At 55.6% G+C, this 13823-nt stretch carries 14 protein-coding genes; 7 read left to right on the top strand and 7 right to left on the bottom strand.

The window, feature by feature from the left end; translation table 11 throughout:
• Positions 1-3: 3 nt before the first annotated feature.
• Genes BLM14_RS13340 through rnhA form a run of 5 tightly spaced genes read left to right on the top strand, consistent with a single transcriptional unit; the run spans position 4 to position 3669 of the window.
• A complete protein-coding gene (locus BLM14_RS13340) occupies positions 4-393 on the top strand; it encodes a DUF983 domain-containing protein (RefSeq protein WP_099999799.1) in 390 nt (129 codons plus the stop codon).
• Positions 386-1186 carry an SURF1 family protein gene (locus BLM14_RS13335; RefSeq protein WP_099999798.1) on the top strand — a complete coding sequence of 267 codons (801 nt, stop codon included), beginning with the start codon at positions 386-388 and terminating at the stop codon, positions 1184-1186. The genes BLM14_RS13340 and BLM14_RS13335 overlap by 8 nt, the downstream gene beginning before the upstream one ends.
• Positions 1187-1232: 46 nt before the next feature.
• The gene (gene ispH, locus BLM14_RS13330) at positions 1233-2234 is read left to right on the top strand and encodes a 4-hydroxy-3-methylbut-2-enyl diphosphate reductase (RefSeq protein ID WP_099999797.1); all 1002 of its coding nucleotides are present in this window, start codon (positions 1233-1235) and stop codon (positions 2232-2234) included.
• Positions 2235-2236: 2 nt separating this feature from the next.
• On the top strand, positions 2237-3217 hold the full coding sequence (locus BLM14_RS13325) for a homoserine kinase (RefSeq protein WP_099999796.1): 981 nt from the start codon (positions 2237-2239) through the stop codon (positions 3215-3217).
• A complete protein-coding gene (rnhA, locus tag BLM14_RS13320; protein WP_099999795.1) occupies positions 3214-3669 on the top strand; it encodes a ribonuclease HI in 456 nt (151 codons plus the stop codon). The genes BLM14_RS13325 and rnhA overlap by 4 nt, the downstream gene beginning before the upstream one ends.
• Positions 3670-3712: 43 nt before the next feature.
• Here rnhA and BLM14_RS13315 read toward each other — a convergent pair whose 3' ends face one another.
• Complete coding sequence (locus BLM14_RS13315) at positions 3713-4198, bottom strand: peroxiredoxin (RefSeq protein ID WP_099999794.1); 486 nt, start codon at positions 4196-4198, stop codon at positions 3713-3715.
• Positions 4199-4467: 269 nt separating this feature from the next.
• Complete coding sequence (locus BLM14_RS13310) at positions 4468-5265, bottom strand: protein-disulfide reductase DsbD domain-containing protein (protein WP_157929533.1); 798 nt, start codon at positions 5263-5265, stop codon at positions 4468-4470.
• Between the two features lie 173 nt (positions 5266-5438).
• On the opposite strand from BLM14_RS13310, the gene BLM14_RS13305 reads away from it, so the two are divergent.
• A complete protein-coding gene (locus BLM14_RS13305; RefSeq protein WP_100001305.1) occupies positions 5439-6041 on the top strand; it encodes a YqgE/AlgH family protein in 603 nt (200 codons plus the stop codon).
• A gap of 10 nt (positions 6042-6051) precedes the next feature.
• Here BLM14_RS13305 and BLM14_RS13300 read toward each other — a convergent pair whose 3' ends face one another.
• The 4 genes from BLM14_RS13300 to thrC are packed head-to-tail and all read right to left on the bottom strand — an operon-like array spanning position 6052 to position 12269.
• On the bottom strand, positions 6052-8931 hold the full coding sequence (locus tag BLM14_RS13300) for an EAL domain-containing protein (RefSeq protein ID WP_099999792.1): 2880 nt from the start codon (positions 8929-8931) through the stop codon (positions 6052-6054).
• A gap of 41 nt (positions 8932-8972) precedes the next feature.
• Positions 8973-9554 (bottom strand): GNAT family N-acetyltransferase, encoded by a 582-nt coding sequence (locus BLM14_RS13295; RefSeq protein WP_099999791.1) that lies wholly within the window; start codon positions 9552-9554, stop codon positions 8973-8975.
• A gap of 11 nt (positions 9555-9565) precedes the next feature.
• Complete coding sequence (locus tag BLM14_RS13290) at positions 9566-10861, bottom strand: M16 family metallopeptidase (protein ID WP_099999790.1); 1296 nt, start codon at positions 10859-10861, stop codon at positions 9566-9568.
• 10 nt (positions 10862-10871) lie between these two features.
• Complete coding sequence (thrC, locus tag BLM14_RS13285) at positions 10872-12269, bottom strand: threonine synthase (protein WP_099999789.1); 1398 nt, start codon at positions 12267-12269, stop codon at positions 10872-10874.
• A 140-nt stretch (positions 12270-12409) separates the two neighbouring features.
• Here thrC and BLM14_RS13280 point away from each other — a divergent pair, with 140 nt between their 5' ends.
• The gene (locus BLM14_RS13280; RefSeq protein ID WP_099999788.1) at positions 12410-13024 is read left to right on the top strand and encodes a hypothetical protein; all 615 of its coding nucleotides are present in this window, start codon (positions 12410-12412) and stop codon (positions 13022-13024) included.
• Between the two features lie 44 nt (positions 13025-13068).
• On the opposite strand, the gene BLM14_RS13275 is transcribed toward BLM14_RS13280, so the two are convergent.
• A complete protein-coding gene (locus tag BLM14_RS13275) occupies positions 13069-13755 on the bottom strand; it encodes an HAD family hydrolase (protein WP_099999787.1) in 687 nt (228 codons plus the stop codon).
• Between the last annotated feature and the right edge of the window lie 68 nt (positions 13756-13823).

Below are 13823 nucleotides of genomic sequence, written 5' to 3'. Positions count from 1 at the left end.
CCTATGACTGAAGACAGTGCCCTATATCCGCCAGTTGACCCATTCACTGCGGGCGTCAAGGCACGTTGCCCCCGTTGCGGGCAGGGGAAGTTGTTCGACGGCTTCCTGGCACCTGCAAGGCAATGCTCGAGCTGCGGGCTCGATTATTCCTTTATCGATACAGGTGAAGGTCCCGCTGTGTTGGTCATGCTCTTGATTGGCTTCATCGTCGTCGGCCTCGCGCTCTGGATGGAGGTCACGCTCGATCCACCATTATGGCTGCATTTCATCCTGTGGATTCCGTTGGCGCTTGTGCTCTGCCTGTTGGCACTGCGCTGGATGAAGGGCGTGCTTATCGCCCTCCAGTACAAACACAAAGCTTCCGAAGGACAGCTTGATCTTCCAAATGAATGATATAGCCATGCCAGCAAGGCGCCAGAGATTTCCATGGATCACGCTCATCCTTGGCACGATTGTCTTTACCATCCTGATCGCACTCGGGACATGGCAGGTCGAGCGCTTGTATTGGAAAGAAGGTCTGCTGGCGGAGATTGAAGCCCGAACCCATGCGGCACCGGCTTCCCTCGCTGAGACGGAAGAGATCTGGGCCAATCAGAAGGATGTCGATTACCGAACCGTGACGGCCACCGGCCGTCTGCTCAATGACAGGGAGCGGCATTTCTTTGCGACCTATGACGGTTTTTCGGGATATTACATCTATACGCCGCTGCTGCTGGACGATGGCCGTGCAGTCTTCGTCAATCGTGGCTTCGTTCCCTACGACAAGAAAAATTCAGTAACGCGTCCCGAAGGTCAGGTTGAGGGGCAAGTGACCATTGCGGGGCTTGCCCGTAATCCGCTCACCGCCAAACCATCATCGATCGTGCCCAACAATGATCTCGTAACGAATACCTACTACTGGAAGGATCTGCCGACGATGGCGGGTCAATCCGGTATCGAAGAAGACAAACTGGTGCCCTTCTTCATCGATGCGGACAAGACGCCCAATCCCGGCGGCCTGCCGATCGGTGGCGTGACGATCATCGATCTGCCGAACAGCCATCTTCAATACGCCGTCACCTGGTATGGTCTGGCTGCAACCTTGGTCGCAATTATGGGAGTGTCGCTATGGCGGCGATATAAGCTGCCCACGTCAAATGAACCGGAAGTCGGTGAATACGGGCGTTCGGACTTGACTTCCCGCTGATTGCCGCCCAATTCCAAGAAGCACATTTACTGCGAGACACGACACGATGGCTGAAAAGAAACCACTGACAATCCGCTTGTGCGGACCGCGCGGATTTTGCGCCGGTGTGGATCGCGCCATCCAGATCGTCGTTCTGGCGCTCAAGAAATACGGTGCGCCGGTCTATGTCCGCCATGAGATCGTGCATAATCGCTATGTGGTCGAGGGGCTGCAGGCACGGGGCGCCGTTTTTGTCGAAGAGTTGGAAGAAATCCCGGCGGAGCATCGCGACCAGCCCGTCGTTTTTTCTGCCCATGGCGTACCGAAATCCGTTCCCGCCGATGCCGAGAACAAGAACCTGTTCTATCTCGACGCGACATGCCCTCTGGTGTCCAAAGTGCACAAGCAGGCGATGCGCCACCAACGGCTTGGCCGTCATGTCATCCTCGTCGGCCATTCAGGCCACCCGGAGGTGATCGGCACCATGGGCCAACTTCCGGAAGGCGCGGTCACACTTGTTGAAACCATCGAGGACGCCGAGGCTTATGCGCCGCAGGATCCGGATAATCTCGGCTTCGTAACGCAGACGACGCTATCGGTGGATGACACGGCGGGGATCATTGCGACCCTTCAACGGCGCTTTCCCGCACTCACGGCTCCTGCTGCCGAATCCATCTGCTATGCAACAACAAACCGCCAGGACGCAGTGAAAGCGGCAGCGCCGGGCTGCGATCTTTTCCTCGTGGTGGGAGCGCCGAATTCATCCAACTCCAAGCGATTGGTGGAAGTCGCGGAACGGTCCGGTGCAGCGCAATCGCTGTTGGTACAGCGCGCTTCGGATATCGACTGGGATTTGATTGGCGACATCTCGGTTGTGGGGCTGTCGGCGGGTGCCTCTGCCCCGGAAATCATTGTCGACGAAATTATCCAGTTCTTTTCGGAGCGCTATTCCGTGGCCATCGAACTTGCTGAAACGACCATCGAAACCGAGAACTTCCACGTGATGCGTGACCTTCGTGATGTCGAACTGACAACTGGCGACATGGCCTTTGTCAATGGAAGCCGATAATCATGGCTGTTTACACGGACATCAATGAGATCGATCTCGCACACTTCCTCAAGGACTATGATATCGGCGAATTGCTTTCCTACAAGGGCATCGCCGAAGGCGTCGAGAATTCCAATTATTTGCTTCACACGAGCACCGGATCGTACATCCTGACTCTCTATGAGAAGCGGGTGAACAGCAATGATCTGCCGTTCTTTCTTGGTCTTATGCGTCATCTTGCGGGGAAGGGGATAAGTTGCCCTCTGCCGGTCAACCAGAAATCTGGTTCCAGTATTGGTGAGCTTGCCGGGCGCCCCGCAGCAATCGTGACGTTCCTTGAAGGCATGTGGATGCGGCGCCCGACGGTCCAGCATTGCTATGCCTTGGGCGAGGCCCTGGCGGGGATGCACGTCGCGGGCGGGGATTTCCCCATGCGCCGTCGCAATGCGCTCTCAGTCGAAGGCTGGCGACCGCTGTGGGATAATTCCAAGGCTGGTGCGGATCGGGTCGAACCGGGCCTGGGCAAGGAGACCGAAGAGGATCTGGCTTTCTTTGAAGCCAATTGGCCGTCGCATCTGCCACACGGCGTCATCCATGCCGATCTGTTTCCCGACAATGTCTTCTTTCTCGGGAGCAAGCTTTCAGGGTTGATCGATTTCTACTTCGCCTGCACCGATCTGCTTGCCTATGATGTGGCTGTTTGCCTGAACGCCTGGTGCTTTGAGAAAGACCACTCCTTCAACCTTACCAAAGGCACGGCTTTGCTTCGTGGCTATAACTCAATCCGTCCGTTGTCGGCAGACGAAGCAGCGAGCTTGCCGATCCTCTCGCGCGGTTCTGCCCTGCGATTCATGCTGACGCGTCTCTATGACTGGCTGAACACCCCGGAAGGCAGTCTTGTCGTCAAAAAGGACCCCATGGAATATGTCCGCCGCATGCGGTTTCATCGTCAGATCAAATCAGCAGAAGAATACGGTCTCGCCTTGGAAGGGCAGAAAGCGTGAAGGAACTTCAGGCTTTCACCGATGGCGCGTGCTCAGGCAATCCGGGTCCCGGAGGCTGGGGCGCTGTGTTACGCTGGAATGGCAATGAAAAAGAGCTCTCGGGTGGCGAGGCGGACACGACCAACAATCGCATGGAGCTGATGGCGGCAATCTCGGCCCTGAATGCCCTCAAGGAACCTTGCAAGGTCGATCTCTATACGGACTCTGTCTATGTCCGCGATGGCATTTCGAGCTGGATCGACGGCTGGAAGCGTAATGGCTGGAAGACAGCTGCGAAGCAACCGGTGAAGAATGCCGAGCTCTGGCAAGCCCTGGACGAAGCCCGCAAACGCCACAAGGTAGAATGGCACTGGGTCAAGGGTCACGCCGGTCACCCGGAGAATGAGCGTGCCGATGAACTGGCGCGTGCAGGGATGGCGCCGTTCAAGCGAAAATCGCTGCCACAGGATTGAAAAAGGGCCGGTTACCGGCCCTTTTGTTTTGCGGTTTGGGTGCTTAGAGCTGTTCAAGAATAGTGGCAGCGCTCGATGTCACCGCCTGACCAGGCGACTCTTCAATATTGAGCTGCTTCACGACGCCGTCCTCAACCAGCATTGAATAACGTTTCGAGCGCACACCCATCGTTCCGGCCGAAAGGTCGATGTCGAGACCGACAGCTTTGGTAAATGTAGCATTGCCGTCCGAAAGATACTGGATCTTGCCTTCGCCGTTGGTGGCCTTGGCCCATGCGCCCATCACATGCGGGTCATTGACCGCAACAACAACAATGGAGTCGACACCCTTTGCCAGGATGGCATCACGGTTTTCCAGGTAACCGGGCAGGTGGTTCATGCTGCATGTCGGAGTAAATGCGCCTGGAACAGCGAAGAGGACGATCTTCTTGCCCTTGAACAAAGCGTCGGAGCGCACTTCGCTGACGCCGTCATCGGATTTGGTCTTGAAAGTAGCATCCGGCAAACGCTCGCCTACCTTGATTGTCATGAATTGGCTCCTTGAGGGAAATGAAGATTTTCGACCTATCGCAGATAGGATGGGCTCTCCGAAAAGTCGAGCATTTTGATACCTAGAGCGGTTTTAACAGCTTGTTGGTTTGCTTTGCCAACGCAAACCAAAGGCTGGGTTTCCGGCAGGCGGCCACCCACTTTGTCAGGCGGCTTCGTCCGATGGGTAAACATGGGCCTCGCCACCATCCGCGTGGTTTGTCTCGCCATCCGAGAAACAGAACTGGTTCAATATGGTCGAAAACCGCTCTAATCCTGCATGTCAACTACACCGGATACCGCCTTGTCTCCTTGGACAAGGGTGTAGTTCAGCGGGATATTCTTCTTGTCCTTTCCAGCAACGATGGGGACCGAAAAGACTGCGCTGTTTGCTTCGCGATATTTCAGCTTGGACATGCCGAGTACAATGACTCCATCTCCGGCGACGAAAATATCGGGCTCAGGTTCATTGGCAGGAAGATCCACGGTCACCCTGACGCGATCATCCTTGCGCACGGCTGTGCGTGCTCTGAACGTGGCAGATGCTTCGCCAGGCAATTGCTCGAATGCCGTCGCGACCTGCGTCTTGGTGAGCGCATCGGACGGCGTGTTGTCTATGGAAATGTCGAATTCCACCGTAACGGGAATGCAGATCGTCTCGCAGATGCCGAGGAAAGCATGACCTTTCAGATGCGCGGGTTTTGCAGGGTCGGTGAGGGTCAGGGTAACAGGCAATGCCACTGGCTTCTTGTACCCGGCCCAATGGGTGTTGCCGTCGTCGAAACGATGCGGTGTCGGAAATGAAAGCGCATAGCCTTTGATATTGCTGCTTTTGGCAAGGTCCAGTTCCGGCGGTACACCTGCATCGCCAGGTTCCCTCCAATAGGTTTTCCAACCCGGATCGAGATTGATTTGAATGGCGCCCCGAACTTCAGCCGTTGGCTGTGTTGGGTTGTCGATGATCAATCGTACGCTACCACCGGGGGTTTTCGTCCAATCGGAATTAGCTGCATTGGCCGGAGTGGCAAATGCAATCACGGCAACGAGGAGAAGTAGTTTTGTTTTCATTTTTTGACCATTGCAAGCCTTTTGGGCTCTAGCAAGGATGACCCTTGCCTGGCTCATCATTTCTGTGTGAGACCGCCCAATTGATGGGTTATCTCGCCCAAGATTCGACCATTATTTACAATTCGTTACCAGAAGACGTTGTCATTTTCGCAATCCTTGATACCTTTATTCTCATGGAAATTTTCAGAGACGCCAACAAAGAGACTGGTTTTCTGAATGGACAGTTCCTTCTCGCCATGCCGGGAATGGAAGACAGCCGGTTTGCGCGTTCGGTTATTTATGTCTGTGCGCACTCTGAGAAGGGTGCCATGGGTTTGATCATAAACCGCGTCCAGGATATGGAATTTGCGGACATTCTCGTGCAGCTCGGCGTTCTTGATGAGCAGCAGGCGATCATGATGCCGGAGCGAACCCGTGATTTTCTGGTGCGCAATGGCGGGCCAGTTGAAGTACGGCGCGGTTTCGTTCTGCATTCCGATGACTATCTCACCGATTCAACCATGCCGGTCGCCGAGGAAATTTGTCTGACGGGCACGGTCGATATTTTGCGCGCCATTTCGGGAGGTCGCGGACCGCGCAAGGCTTTGATGACCTTGGGCTATTCGGGCTGGGCCTCCGGCCAGCTTGAAAACGAGATCGCCAATAATGGCTGGCTCACCTGCCAGGCGCCGCATGAAATGCTTTTCGATACGGATATCGACAGCAAGTACGATCGTATCCTCGCCTACATGGGTGTCGACCCATCGCGGCTGGCGAGTGTCGCCGGCCACGCCTGATCTTAAATACCTACGACGCTTTTGATTGCTGGAATTGTTCCCGCAGCAGTTTTGTTGCGACGTCCAGACTGAGTGGCGGGCTGAACATGAAGCTCTGCGCATATTCGCAGCCCATCTGCCGAAGCTGCAGTGCATCGCTCTCATTCTCGATGCCTTCCGTCACGACTGAAAGCCCAAGGTCGTGTGCCATGCTGATCATGGATCGAAGCAGCGTAACCTTTTGCGGTTGATCGGCCCTGAGGAACGATCTGTCGATCTTGATCATGTCAAACGGGAAGCTGGTCAGATACGACAGCGAAGAATAGCCCGTGCCAAAATCATCCAGAGAAACACCGACACCCATCGCCTTGATGCTCGACAGCACATAGGCCGAGCGTTCTGGATTCTCCATCATCAGCGACTCTGTCAACTCGAGCTTCAGGCTGGCCGGTTCGATCTGTGTCTGCAGCAGAACAGACCGTACATCATCAATCAGATCCTGGCGGATGAGCTGGCTTGAGGAAATATTGACCGAGACGAAGAGGGGGGTGGCACCAAGATTGCGTTGCCAATTTACCAGATCTTCCGCGGCCCTTTGCATGGCGAACAGTCCGAGCTGGACAATGAGGCCCGAACTTTCCGCGATAGGTATGAATTCCGATGGTGGAATTGAGCCGCGGCGCGGGTGATCCCAGCGCATCAAAGCTTCAAAGCCCGCTATGCTGTTATCTTCAAGCCGCACGATCGGCTGATAGGCGATATGAATTTCTCGCCGCTCAAGCGCACGGCGCAAATCGGATTCGAGTTGCAGCCTGTCGCTGCCCACCGCGCGGAAGGCCGGGCGGAACGGCTCGATGCGATCACCGCCAAACCGCTTGGCCTGGAACATGGCAAGCTCTGCATCCTTCATCAGGTCTTCCGGCGAAGCTGCACTGCCGCTCGTCCAGGTGATAAGGCCGAGCGAGGCGGTCAGGACGATTTCGCGCTTGGCGAAGGCAATAGGCGCACGGATCGCCTGTTTAACGGCTTCGGCAAAGGCCGCGATCTTGGCCGGTTCGCTTTCTGACACAAGGATAAGCCCAAACTGGTCGGCGGCAAGCCGGCTGAGCGTATCCTGTGGCCGCAACAGGCGGTGCAGGCGCCGCGAAATCGTGAGAAGGAATGTATCACCAGCGGAAATACCAAGACCGTCATTGACCTGCTTGAACCGGTCGATGTCGATGATGAACACGGTCGGGCGTATCTTGCTTTCGGTCTGGGCCATGGTGATGACGGAGCCCAGCCGGTCGAGGAACAGTTCCCGATTGGGCAAGCCTGTCAGATTGTCATGGACAGCGTCATGCAGCAGGCGCTCTTCCGCTTTTTTCTGCTCGGTCACATCGATGAGGGTACCGACGCAGCGCACAATCTCACCATCCGAACCGATGACGGGGCGGGCTTTCAAAGAATACCAATAGTAGTGGCCGTCATTGGCGCGCAGACGGAAGGTCTGCGAAATTCGGCCGCGGCGGTTTTCAAGAATGACGTCGAGCGTCGTGCGGAAACGATCGCGGTCGTCTGCATGCAGCGTCGGCAGCCAATTGCGTACGGCGCCGTGCAGGGAGCTCGCGGATGCGCCAAGAAAATTGGTGAGATCCGGCGTCGTAACGACGCTGTCGCGCGGCACATCCCAGTCCCAGACGATGTCACCGGACCCTATGATGGCAAGGGCTTGCCGTTCCACGTCGGAGAACAGTCCCTGTTGCAGCGCGCCGCCGGAGAATGCGTGCTGCATGACTGTGAAGCCGATCAACAGAACGATGAGGACCAGGCCGCCGGCCAGGGCAGGCTGAATGATGTCATTGGCTAGAATTCCGGAGACTGTGAGCCAGCTGCCCATCAGCCAGACGAGCAACAGAATCCAGGTCGGTATGAGCATGATTGCGCGGTCATAGCTGCGGAACGAGAAGAAGCCGATCAGCACGGTGCCGGAAATAATGGTAAGCGCAAAGGAAAAGCGAGCGATACCGGCGGCGATCGGGGGGTCAAAAATGGCGACGCCCGAGACGATGCCAAGGCCGAGAATCCATGTCAGCGCGCCATAGCTGAAGTTGTCATGCCATCGGTTGAGATTGAGATAGGTGAAGAGAAAGATCACCAGCGTTGCAGCAAGGGCGACCTCGGTACCCGCTCGCCACATCTGCTCATTGCCCGGTGTTATTTCTATGAGCTTGTTCCAGAAGCCGAAATCAACGCAGATATAAGCGAGCACAGCCCATGCCAGAGCCGCTGTCGCCGGGAAAAGCGACGTTCCCTTGACGACGAAAAGGATAGTCAGGAACAGGGCAAGCAGACCGGCAATACCCAGGAGAATACCGCGATAGAGCGTATAGGAGTTGACCGTGTCCTTGTAGGCGTTCGGCTCCCACACATAGACCTGCGGCAGGTTGGGCGAGGCGAGTTCCGCAACGAGTGTGATCACCGACCCGGGATTGAGCGTGATCAGAAAAATATCCGCGTCTTCGCTTGCCTGCCGATCGAGCGCAAAACCCTCACTGGGCGTAATGGAGGTGATACGGGTCGAACCCAGATCCGGCCAGATAAAACCCGAGCCGACAAGACGGAAATGCGGCGCAACGATCAGCCGGTCGATTTGTTCATCTGTGGGATTTGCAAGTGAAAAAGCTGCCCAATCTCCGGTCGAGCGCTTGTCGTTGGCCTGCACTTCGATACGCCGGACGATACCGTCGGTGCCTGGCGCAGTTGAAATCTGGAAGGTTTCACCCTGATTCTTGTAGACTTCTACAGCCTTTGACAGATCGAGCGCGGTGCTTTCCTTTGTGATCTTGATCGTTTCGAAGGCGTTTGCCGCCGATTGCGCGGATAACACCATAATGACGAGGACAAAAATCCACGATAAGCCTTTCAGCATATGTCCAGTCAATGATGCCACGGATAGAACCTTTATTTTATTTAGCGCCGCACATCGTCTTCAATCAGAGCGAAGAGCAGATGGTCTTGCCACATACCGTTTATTTTGAGGTAGGAGCGTAGCAGTCCTTCCCTCTGAAATCCGGCTTTTTCGAGAAGGCGGATCGATCTTTCATTGCTTGGAATACAGGCCGCTTCCAATCGGTGCAACCGTACCTTGGTGAAAGCGTAGGGTATAAGCAGGCCGAGCGCCTCGTGCATATAACCCTGTCCCGCAAAAGGCTCACCGATCCAGTAGCCGATCATGCCATTCTGGCCGACACCTCGGCGAATGTTGCCGAGCGTGATTCCACCGAGAAGGCGCGAATCCGCATTGCGAAACAGAAAGAACGGGTGCGCCGTGCCGGCTGCCGCTTCTTCGTCATAGTGTCGAACCCGGTGCCGGAATGCACCGCGTTCCAGATCATCCACTGCCCAAAGTGGCTCCCAGGGCGCCAGAAATTCACGGCTTTGAGCGCGAAGTGTCGCCCACGCCCGGTAGTCGGAAAGTTGAGGCGGACGCATGTAGAGCCGCTCGCCCTGCAGGGGCGGCGACGCGCTTCTCAGGAAGGGCAGGGCGATCATTGTGTTCGCCGTCAGACAGCGATTTTTCGCGGACTGGACGTTGGAGCTATCAACCCATGACGGACATCGGCGAATTTCATCAACGAACCGATCGGACCAACGGCAGCAATGGTCGGTGTCGTGTCGAGGAAAAGGCGCCCGGCAAGATCGGTTAAACGCTCAGTCGTGATTTTTGACAGTCGTTCGACAAGCTCTTCAGTGGATACAGAATGACCGTAGAGGAGCATCTGGCGAGCGATTTGTCCCGCTCTGCTGGCCGCGCTTTCATGCGACATCAACAGGCTCGCGCGATATTGCGCCCGCGCCCGGTTCAATTCTTCCTGGCTGATTTTCCGAGCAGCTTCATGCAGCTCGTGGATGATAACGGGAACAAGCTTTTTCAGATGGTTGCGTCCGGTTGCGGCATGGATGCCGAAAATGCCGGTGTCAGAAAAACCCCAATGGAACGCATAGACGGAATAGCAAAGCCCGCGCTTTTCACGCACCTCCTGGAAAAGCCGGGATGACATGCCGCCGCCAAGGATCATGGCCAGCAATTGCGAAGCGTAGAAGTCACGAACATGGTAGGCGCGCCCTTCAAAGCCGATGACGACCTGGGCATCCATCAATTCGCGTTGTTCTCGGAAATCACCGCCGACATAATGCGATACATCCGGCTCGGGTGCCGTTGATTTCGAACGGAACGAGCCGAGACGCTTTTCGACCTCCCGCACGAATTCATCGTGCTTCACACCGCCTGCCGCAACGACGACCATCCGCTCAGCGCTGTATTGCTCGTCCATATACCGGCGAAGGTCCGCGGATGAGAACGACTGGACAGTTTCGGGCGTTCCGAGAATGGTCCGGCCGATCGTCTGTTGCTGGAAGGCTGCTTCGGTGAACCGGTCGAAAACCACGTCGTCGGGCGTGTCGTGTGCGGCACCGATTTCCTGCATGACAACGTTTTTTTCACGTTCCAGCTCTTCGGCATCAAATTTTGAGCTTGTCATGATATCGGCGAGAATATCGATCGCCAAGGGCATGTCATCGCGCAAGACGCGGGCATAGTAGGACGTGGTTTCGACACTGGTGGCCGCATTGATTTCGCCGCCTACGTCTTCGATATCAGCCGCGATTTGCCAAGCAGAACGATTCTCGGTCCCTTTGAAAGCCATATGTTCAAGAAGATGGGCTATACCGTGCTGGTTACTCGCCTCATTCCGTGACCCCGCCTTGACCCAGATGCCAAGGGCTACACTCTCCACATGCGGCATTGTCTCTGTCGCAATCGTCAGACCGTTGGAGAGGCGACTGATTTCAACGCCCATTCAATGCTCCTTACCTTGCCGCTCTTGAATGTCGGCTGACATACTCTTCCACATTTTTAAGGTCGTTGGGAAGTACCGTGTATTGTTCTTTTCTTTCCATGAGGTCGCCAAGCCAAAGCGGAAGGTCCGGATGAATGCCACTTGCCGTCCTGACGGCATCCGGGAATTTGGCCGGATGAGCCGTCGCAAGCACGACGCTTGCCGCTCCGGCGGAAATCTTTTCCCGGGCAACCTTCAGCCCGATGGCCGAATGCGGATCAAGCAAATAGCCCGATTGTTTCAGGACATCTTTAATTGCCTCGGCCGTTTCCACCCTCGTTGAGCGCCCGGCGTCAAATTCAGCGCGAATTTTGGCGAGTGGCGCGTCAGAGATGGTAAAACTTCCAGATTGTTTCAGGCCGTCCATAAGACGTCGCACCGATGCGGCGTCTCGTCCGTGCGCCTCAAACAACAAGCGCTCGAAATTCGATGACACCTGAATATCCATGGACGGCGATGTCGTGTGCAATACACCGCGGGTCTCGTAATTCCCCGTCTCGATGGTGCGGGTCAAAATATCGTTATCATTGGTTGCAATGACCAGACGATCGATTGGAAGGCCCATGCGCTTTGCAACGTAACCCGCAAAAATATCACCGAAATTGCCCGTGGGAACGGTGAAGGATACAGGTCGATCAGGACTGCCGAGAGCCACAGCGGCAGTGAAATAATAAACGATCTGCGGCATGATCCGTGCCCAATTGATCGAATTGACCCCGGAAAGTGAAAGTGAATCGCGGAAATTCAAATCGTTGAACATGCCTTTGACCAGCGACTGGCAGTCGTCGAAATTGCCTTCAATGGCCAGCGCATGGACATTCGGGGCTGCCGAGGTGGTCATCTGCCGCTGTTGCACGGGCGATACGCGATTGTGCGGAAACAGGATGAAAATGTCGGTGCGGTCGCGATTTGCGAATGCTTCGATGGCAGCGCCGCCCGTATCGCCGGATGTTGCCCCAACAATTGTCGCGCGCTCGTTTCGCTTTGTCAGGATGTAATCCATCAGTCGCGCCAGAAGCTGCATCGCCACGTCTTTGAAGGCGAGTGTCGGGCCATGGAAGAGCTCGAGAATGAACTCATTGTGCTTTGTCTGAACGAGCGGGCAGACAGCTTCGTGGCGGAATGTGCCGTACGCCTCATGCACCATGCGCTCGAAATCGGCCTGATCAATGTCGCCCGCAACAAAAGGCGTCAGAACATGAATGGCAACTTCCGCGTAGGTCTTGCCGCGCAAGGAGCGGATCTCGCTGGCGGAAAACTGTGGAAATTCCTGTGGCAGATAAAGGCCGCCGTCACGGGCCAGGCCGGCCAGAAGCGCATCGGAAAATCCCAAAACAGGGGCTTCACCCCGGGTACTCACATATTTCATCTCGTTCGCCTTTGTACCTTACCCAAGAATGCAATCGCGACCCTGGCAAAAAGCTGCAAAGCCCCGTCGCATTATTTCCCTACCGTTGGTATAGATCACGTTCGTTCGTCAAGGTTAGTTCTTCGAGGAAAGTTCAGTTCATGAAGTCAGAAACACAAAAAACTCTGCCCTTCTATCAACTTTGCGCCCCGTTTTGTGCAATGGTTTTTGCCGTGGGACTTAGTGGATGCTCCACCAGTGGCAATACAACGGAGGATCCGAACAGTCCAAAAGCCCAAGCGACCGCAGAAGCACAAAAGCGTATCACGGAATCCGAATTGCGTGCTTTCTGTCCGCCAGTCACGATCCGCGAAGGCACTGCAGTCTTGACGAATTACGGAAAGTCAGCCGACAAGACGCCAGATAATCTGATTTATCAGGCGTCTATCGCCAATGAAACGCGATCTTGCCAGCCCGGCGACGGCACATTGACAATGAATGTGGCGATCGCCGGTAAGATTGTGCCTGGTGCCAAGTTTTCACCCGGTACGGTCACGGTACCAATCCGTGTGGCAGTCGTTCAGGGAACGGATGTTCTCTACTCAAAATTGCACAAACAGGCAGTTTCGGCGACCGATAGTTCTGCAGCGACGCAGTTCGTTTTCAACGATCCGAATGTGACGTTTCCCAAACCGACCTCGCAGAACGTGCAGGTGTTCATTGGGTTTGACGAAGGTCCAGACACCACCGCGAAGACAAAACAGAAGAAGCAGTAAGAGAGAGCTGGCGCCATGCCAGCCTTTCCTCATTGCAAGCTCCGTTAAACAGCTTCCGACCACACCGCCATAGCTTCAAGAACGGCCGGCAGATCGCGATGCCGGCTGATCACGGTTTCCGCGCCGGCATCGGTCAGCTTGTCGGCGTGGCCGGGATAGGTATGGGCACCACCGGTAAAACCGATGACCCGCATGCCGGCAGTCCTTGCCGCATGAACCCCATGGCTTGAATCTTCGATGACGATGGCGCGCGCCGGATCGACATTGAACTGCTTCGCCGCAAACAGGAAAACATTCGGATCCGGCTTCGGCTTCTGTGTCCCGACTTCGCGGGCGGAGAAAATATGCGGTGCGAAGAGGTCGTAGAGGGTGCTCTGCTCGAGCATCATCTTGAGCGAAGAGCTGATCGAGTTGGACGCGATGCATTTGGGATACTTCAACGCTGCGATGACCTGTTCCGCGCCCTCGATGACGTTGAGTTCATTGCGCAACTTGTGATCCATCTGCCGCGCCGATTCTTCAATCAGCGAGGCCGAAATCGGAACTCCCGATTCCTTTTCGACCTGAAGGAGAATATCGGTCCAGGTCAGTCCGGCAAAGCGCTCGGCAATGGCCTCTGGCTCAATCGGATAGCCGGACTGCGTCAACAGCTGTGACTCAACTTCGGCCGCCAGAATTTCTGAATCGACGAGCACGCCATCGCAGTCGAAGATAATGAGCTGTGGTTCCATTACACATACCTGTTCGTGAAAAATTGCTGCAATCGCCGCAGCTTTGGGTCAATTGGGGGGATTACCGG

Origin of the sequence: Phyllobacterium zundukense, assembly GCF_002764115.1 — a bacterium.
GTDB lineage: Bacteria > Pseudomonadota > Alphaproteobacteria > Rhizobiales > Rhizobiaceae > Phyllobacterium > Phyllobacterium zundukense.
This window is presented reverse-complemented; position numbering and strand designations above follow the sequence as displayed.